Annotated in this window: 6 protein-coding genes; 4 read left to right on the plus strand and 2 right to left on the minus strand. The window is 69.7% G+C overall.

Features of this window, described 5'->3' with window-relative positions; genetic code table 11:
- Positions 1–268: 268 nt before the first annotated feature.
- Both J4Z35_RS10345 and J4Z35_RS10350 read left to right on the plus strand, forming a co-directional pair.
- Positions 269–850, plus strand: coding sequence for a hypothetical protein (locus tag J4Z35_RS10345; protein ID WP_243755006.1), 582 nt, complete (start codon positions 269–271; stop codon positions 848–850).
- A gap of 119 nt (positions 851–969) precedes the next feature.
- Positions 970–1,662 (plus strand): Pr6Pr family membrane protein, encoded by a 693-nt coding sequence (locus J4Z35_RS10350; RefSeq protein WP_208065567.1) that lies wholly within the window; start codon positions 970–972, stop codon positions 1,660–1,662.
- Positions 1,663–1,751: 89 nt separating this feature from the next.
- On the opposite strand, the gene J4Z35_RS10355 is transcribed toward J4Z35_RS10350, so the two are convergent.
- Positions 1,752–3,146 carry a cytosine permease gene (locus J4Z35_RS10355; protein WP_208065568.1) on the minus strand — a complete coding sequence of 465 codons (1,395 nt, stop codon included), beginning with the start codon at positions 3,144–3,146 and terminating at the stop codon, positions 1,752–1,754.
- 147 nt (positions 3,147–3,293) lie between these two features.
- On the opposite strand from J4Z35_RS10355, the gene J4Z35_RS10360 reads away from it, so the two are divergent.
- On the plus strand, positions 3,294–4,310 hold the full coding sequence (locus J4Z35_RS10360) for a CaiB/BaiF CoA-transferase family protein (RefSeq protein ID WP_131941916.1): 1,017 nt from the start codon (positions 3,294–3,296) through the stop codon (positions 4,308–4,310).
- 79 nt (positions 4,311–4,389) lie between these two features.
- Here J4Z35_RS10360 and J4Z35_RS10365 read toward each other — a convergent pair whose 3' ends face one another.
- Complete coding sequence (locus J4Z35_RS10365) at positions 4,390–5,043, minus strand: hypothetical protein (RefSeq protein ID WP_083604031.1); 654 nt, start codon at positions 5,041–5,043, stop codon at positions 4,390–4,392.
- Between the two features lie 116 nt (positions 5,044–5,159).
- On the opposite strand from J4Z35_RS10365, the gene J4Z35_RS10370 reads away from it, so the two are divergent.
- Entirely contained in the window at positions 5,160–6,242 is a 1,083-nt protein-coding gene (locus tag J4Z35_RS10370) for an FAD-dependent monooxygenase (RefSeq protein WP_074041155.1), read from the plus strand.
- The last annotated feature ends 223 nt before the right edge of the window (positions 6,243–6,465 follow it).

A 6,465-nucleotide genomic window follows, 5' to 3' on the forward strand; every position in this document is an offset into this window, starting at 1 on the left:
TCATGACGGGGTAGATGGCAGCACTCGGGCTCGGACCGCCCGTACGCCGCGCGGCGCCCGTTGAAGGCCGCCCGTCGGGTCGCGTCACTTGGACCCCGCCAGTCGGACACAGTGCGTTGGACGCCGCATGCGCACGTCTGAGTGGCCACTGGCCGCGTCGGCACCTGTTGGCCCTCCGCCGCTCTGCGGCGCAGCTACCGGCGTGCCAGCGCCGCCGTCGCACCCGGACGTCAGCACGACCGCCGTTGAACCTTCTACAGTCATGGCCATGACTGACGCCACGCCATCGTCTGCGCAGCCCGCCCAGGCCGTCCTGCGCGAAGCCGTCCACGAACGCATCGCCGAGTTGTTCACCCGGGACAGCGCCGTGTTCGGCCGCGACCTCGCGCCGTATCGCGGGCACGCGCACCGCGTCGCGGCGCTCGTCATGGGGCAGGTCGACATGCGCCCCGAGTGGGTCGAGCCGGTCGCCGTCGCCTCGTACTACCACGACGCGGCGATCTGGTTCGAGCACACGTGGGACTACCTGCCCGGCTCGGAAAGCCTTGCGGCGCAGGAGCTCTCGCGAACCGGCCACGAGGGTGACGCCGCGCTCGTCACCGCGATGATCGACGAGCACCACCGCGTCCGGCCGGCGCGCAACCCGCACCCCCTCGTCGAGGCGATGCGACGTGCCGACGCGACGGACGTCTACCGTCTGCCGCTTCCGCCGCACGTCAGCCGTGACGACTACCGCGCCATGCTGAAGCGGTTTCCCGACAACGGCATGCACCTCATGCTCGGGCGCGGGTTCGTCATGGGGCTGAAGGAGCGCAAGCGTCTCAACCCGATGCCGATGGTCAAGCTCTGAGCTGTTCACGCTGGTCGAATCCCCGACGGGCGCAACCTGCTTCGCCGAGCCCCCGTGGCCTGACGGCGGGCGCCTGGGCCCCGCGCATCTCGATCGCGGACCTGTGGCACCCTGATCCGATGACGCTTCGACCCGGCGCCCGTGCGGCGTTCGCCTTCAACGCTGCGCTCGCCTGGATCGGGTTCGTCCTTGTCTGCGTGCTGTCGGCGACCGATCAGTACGCGCACGTGACGCCCGCTCCGCACGAGTACGGCGTGCATCCCGGCGGTTTCGCAGGAGCGATCTCGCGGTTGTTCGACACGCTCAGCTACTTCACGGTCTGGTCTAACGTCATCGTCGCGATCAGTTGCACCCTCGTCGCCGTGGCGCCCTACGCCGACACGCGGTGGCGGCGCGTCGTCCGCCTCGACGCGCTCATCATGATCACCGTGACGGCCATCGTCTACGCGCTGCTGCTCGCGCCGGGGTCGCACCCGACCGGTTGGGACCTCGTGACGAACCCGTGGCAGCACATCGCCGTGCCGCTCGTCACCGTCATCGTGTGGCTCGTCTGGGGCCCGCGCGGCCGCATCGATCGGCGCACCGTCGCGTCGTGCTTCGCCATCCCCGGCGTGTGGATCGTCTACATGCTCGTGCGCGGCGCCGCCGTCGACGCCTACCCGTACCCATTCGTCAACGTCGACGCGCACGGGTACGGCTCGGTGGCCGTGACGCTCGTCGTCATCCTGCTGTTCGGCCTCGTGCTGGCGCTCGCGTTCTGGGGCATCGACCGTCTGCTGACACGTCGCGCGTCCATCCGCTCTCGGCCTTGAGGTCCGAAACGCCGCACTGCAGGGTTTCGGCCCTCAATGTCCGGAACGCTCACGCGGCGCGGACGCGAGCAGCGCCCAGGCGGCGGCGTTCAACGGGACACGCCCTGGGCCGTCGTGTTCGCCTCAGCGCCACGTCGCGTCACCCCGTCGACGACAGCCGTCAGCACGACCGCGGTGAGGAACGACGTCAGGCTCGCGCTCATCCAGCTCGGCGCCGTGAAGTGCAGGGTGCCCGCGACGTCGTGCCACATCCGTGACCACCAGCCGAGTTCGCCCGGGGAGATGAGCTGGTACATCACGAACCCGGCGAACCACGGCAGCAGCATGAGCGGTCGGCCCGGGGCGTCGACCGACGTGTTCCAGCGCCGACGCCCGCCGAACGCGTAGTAGTCGACGAGGAACACCCCGAGCAGGGGCGCGAAAACCGAGCCGATGAGGGAGAGGAACGTCGCGAAACCGTAGATGTCGATGCTCCACGCGAGCACCATCGAGATGATGCCGAGCGCCGTCGAGATGAGGCGACGATCGACGCGCGGCAGCATGTTCTGCGCCGACACGGTCGGTGAGTAGACGTCGACGAAGCACGCGTCGATCTCGCGCAGCGTCAGCACCCAGAAACACAGTGTGCCGCCGGTGATGCCGAGGAAGATCGAGAACACCTTGTCACCGTCACCACCGGCGATGACGAGCGCCACCATGCCGATGCAGTACACCGCGATCTGCGTGACGCTGTACCCGACGTAGCTGCCGATGACGGCGGCGCGGTGCGACGTCGAGTGGCGCGCGTAGTCGCCCGCGACGGGCACCCACGACACGCACAGCCCGATGATCGCGTCGACGGCGATCATCCAGCCGTCCCAGCCGTGGCCGTGGTAGGCGGGCAGGTCACGCGTCGCCAATTGCGTTGCGAGATAGACGAGCACGACGATGACGGCCACCGTCACGTACTTGCGCAGCACCTTGACCCAGTGCAACGGGTAGATCGCCAGCGTGATCGTCACGAGCCCGATGACGCCGATGACGGGCCAGCTCGGCACGTCCCAGAGCGTCTTGACGGCGAACGCCGTCGTCACCATCTCGAACGTTCCCCAGCCGACGAGCTGCACCATGTTGAGCACGCTCGGCACGTACGACAGGCGCCCACCGAACAGGCCGCGCAGCATCACCATCGCCGGCTGCCCCTGCTGCGACGACGCGAGCGCCATCGCCGAGACGCCGGCTGTGCCGACGAGCGTCCCGACGACGAGTGCGCTGAGCGCCGCGCCGACGCCCATGCCCGGCGCGCCCATCGGCTGCAGGACGACGAGCGCGCCCGCGAACGCGAGCAGGCTCATGCCGAGGTTCGCCCACATGCCGAGCTGGTCGAGCAGGCCGAGGTTGCGCGGCGCGTGACCCTCGTCGAGGGTGCGGGGGACGTCGTGGGTGTCGCGCAGGTCGGGGGCGTCCTGCGCGGGGGAGGGCGACGTGGGGGAAGCGGTGCTCACGGGCTGAGTGTCTCCTCGAATCGTGGGACGGGAACATTCCGACCCGATGGAACCTTAGAGGCCGATCGCATCGAGTGGTCGCCGAACTGCGCGTGCGCCTCCTGCGGCGCGCGATGATGGCGTCACCAACGAAGGTCAGGAGAAGCCATGAAACCCCTCGACGCAGTGACGGTCGTCGAACTCGCGAGCCTGGCGCCCGCACCGTTCGGCTGCATGATGCTCTCCGATCTCGGCGCTCACGTGACACGTGTCGAACGTCCAGGTTCGAGTGCGCTCGACGTTCCGACGGCGGCGCTCGACCGGGGCAAGACGACGATCGTGGCCGACCTCAAGACGCCTGACGGACTCGCCGCCGTCCGCGAACTCGCCTCAGCGGCAGACGTTTTCGTCGAGGCCTACCGTCCCGGAGTCGCCGAGCGCCTCGGCGTTGGCCCCGACGACCTGCTCGCTCTCAACCCGCGACTCGTCTACGTGCGCATGACGGGCTGGGGCCAGCACGGCCCGCTCGCGCAGACGGCGGGGCACGACATCAACTACCTTGCGTTGTCGGGGATGCTGTACCCGCTCGCGCGACCCGGTGAGCGTCCGAATCCGCCGACGAACGTGCTCGCCGACTTCGCCGGTGGTGGCATGCTGCTTGCCAATGGCGTCCTCGCGGCCCTCGTCGCACGGGCGACGACGGGTCGGGGGCAGGTGCTCGACGTCGCGATGGTCGACGGCGCGTCGCTGTACTCGACGTTCCTGCGCGGCCTGCACGCCGTGGGGTTGTGGAGCGGCGAACCCGGCACGAACCTGCTCGACGGCGGCGCACCGTTCTACGACACGTACACATGTGCGGACGGCCGGCACGTCGCCGTCGGAGCGCTCGAACCACAGTTCTTCGCGGCCCTCGTCGACGGGCTCGGCCTCGACGCCACGACGATGCCGGCGCAGACCGACGTCGCGGGATGGTCCCGCTGGCGTGAGGTGCTGACGGCGACGTTCGCGACGAAGACGCGTGACGAGTGGGCGCAGCTGTTCGACGGCACCGATGCGTGCGTCACGCCCGTCCTCACACCCTGGGAAGCACCGCATCACCCGCATGCCGTGGGGCGCGAGGCGTTCGTCGACGTCGACGGCGTGACGATGCCCGCTCCCGCGCCGCGGTTCGGTGGAAGCGACTGAGGGTGCCGGCATCCGAAGACACGGGACCCCGCCGCACCAGGTACGCCGGTGCAGCGGGGTCTCGCGTGGACGGGGGAGGTCAGCCTTCGTTCTGCTTCGACTCGTCCGTCGTCTCGTCGATCTTGATGCCCTGCTGCTGCGAGCCGGACATGATCTGTGACAGCGCCGTGTTGGCGGCCATGATCGAGGCGAAGTTGCCCGAGGTGAGGTCGCCCTTCATGTTCTTGACGCTCTCGACGGCGGTGCCGAGCGGCTGCGCGATCGTCTTGCACAGCGTCGGGTTGGCCTGGGCGTTCTTGACGGCGTTGTCGAGCAGCTTGAGGTCGAGTGCGGCGGTCGCGCCACCCTTGATCAGGGCCTTCGTGCGGCCGTCGGCGCCCTTCTGGAACGTGCCGGCCTTGTAGGGCTTCCACAGGTAGCGGTGGAATGTGCCGGCCGTCAGGCCGATGTCCGTCGCGAAGCGCGTCTTGGCGAACTTGCGCGTGTTCTCGGTCGGGCAGTCGATCGGCTTGGCGCTCGACGAGGACGACGCGGACGATGATGCTTCCCCCGAGCCGCTGGCGCTGGAGTTGGAGCTGGCGTCGCCGGAGGCGGAGGACGTCGCGCTCGCGGCTGCGCCGGAGGCGGCGCTCGTCGCGGAGGAGGCGGAGTTGGACGAGTCCGAGCCGCACGCCGTGAGAGCGGTGAGCGACAGGGCCGCGACGGTGGCGGTGGTGGTGCGAGTGAAACGCATCGGTGTTCCTTTCGGCGGGGATGTCGTAGGGGCAGACGCATGGAGAATCTATGGGTTGCGTCCAGGTGGGTGTGATCCCCGTCCCTCGACACGTGCCGGGTCCTACGCTGGGAGACATGGTGGTTCGTCGCGTGGCCGTCGTCGGCGGTGGAGTCGCAGGACTGACGTTGGCGGCGGCGCTCGACCCGGCGCGTTTCGACGTCACCGTCCATGAGGCGCAACCCGATCGTCGGACGGGCGCGGCCCTCGGGTTGTGGCCTGACGCTCTGCGCGCGCTTGCAGAGCTGGGGGTGCAGCTGGGCGGCGGTCACGGTGTGAGCGGCGCTGCGCCCGGTAGGGCCCGCGGAGTCGGTGTGTCATCTGGAGTCGGAGTAGTTCGCAGGTGCGAGCGAGTCGACCTGCACACGATGACGGGGCGACGGCTGTTGCGGGCCCCCGCGCCGCCCGTCGCGCAGGTTCGGCGTGAGGATCTCATGGTGGCGTTGCGGGCGGTGGCGCCCGCGCCCGTCGCGCATCGCGTCGACGATCCTCGCGAACTGGACGCCGACGTCGTCGTCGGTGCTGACGGCGTGCGCTCGCGGGTGAGGGGCATCGTCGACCCTCGGCGTGCCGAACGACGTGCGACGCCCTGGGTGACGTTGCGCGGTATCGCGCCCGCGCTCGAGGGTCTCGACGGAGCGAACCCGCTTGCACGTGAGTTCTGGGGTGCGGGAAGGCTTTTCGGCGACGCTCCGGTGAGCGGTGGCAGGTATTGGTTCACCGCGCACGCGATGGCGTCGGCGCAGGGCGGCACGTCCGATCACGGGGTCGGCGTGATGCGTGGGGCGTACGTGCCGGAGCAGCTCGACGTCATGGCGGTCGTCGACGAGGCGAGACGACGTTTCGCGGGTGCGGCACCCACCGTCCGGGCAGCGCTGGCCGCAGCCGACGACACGACCGTCGCGGCGCGGTTGTGGGTCGCCCCGCCGATGCGTCGCTATGTGCAGGGCCGCTTCGTCGTCATCGGTGACGCGGCGCATGGGGCTCTGCCCAACCTCGCGCGCGGGGCGAGTGACGCCATCATCGACGCAGTGACGCTCGCCCGGGTGCTGAACGCCGACGGAGGCCTGGGCCGCTGGCAGCTTCGGCGATGGCCGGTGACGCAGGCCGCGCGGCTGGGCGCGTCGGCCGTCATGGCCGTCGCGACGGGCTGGGGATAGCCCCTCCCCTCCTGCGCCCAAATGCACCCGGGTGCATTTGGGCGCAGGAGGTGTTTGAGTTGGGCCACCCCATCTGCGTCCCGATGCACCCGGGTGCACTTGCACGCAGATCGTCGGGGCCGAGACGGGCAGGATGGGGGCATGGCTACTTCTCTCTTGTTCGGCGCCGGCGATCTGGGCACGCAGATCGGGTTCGACCTGGCGCGCGAGGGCGATGACGTCG

It is taken from the genome of Dermacoccus sp. NHGro5 (assembly GCF_017565385.1).
Taxonomy (GTDB): domain Bacteria; phylum Actinomycetota; class Actinomycetes; order Actinomycetales; family Dermatophilaceae; genus Dermacoccus; species Dermacoccus nishinomiyaensis.

Excerpts from the sequence above, each read along its gene's own strand:
- J4Z35_RS10345 (WP_243755006.1), top strand. The coding sequence starts at position 269 with ATGACTGACGCCACGCCATCGTCTGCGCAGCCCGCCCAGGCCGTCCTG.
- J4Z35_RS10350 (WP_208065567.1), top strand. The coding sequence starts at position 970 with ATGACGCTTCGACCCGGCGCCCGTGCGGCGTTCGCCTTCAACGCTGCG.
- J4Z35_RS10360 (WP_131941916.1), top strand. The coding sequence starts at position 3,294 with ATGAAACCCCTCGACGCAGTGACGGTCGTCGAACTCGCGAGCCTGGCG.
- J4Z35_RS10365 (WP_083604031.1), bottom strand. The coding sequence starts at position 5,043 with ATGCGTTTCACTCGCACCACCACCGCCACCGTCGCGGCCCTGTCGCTC.
- J4Z35_RS10370 (WP_074041155.1), top strand. The coding sequence starts at position 5,160 with ATGGTGGTTCGTCGCGTGGCCGTCGTCGGCGGTGGAGTCGCAGGACTG.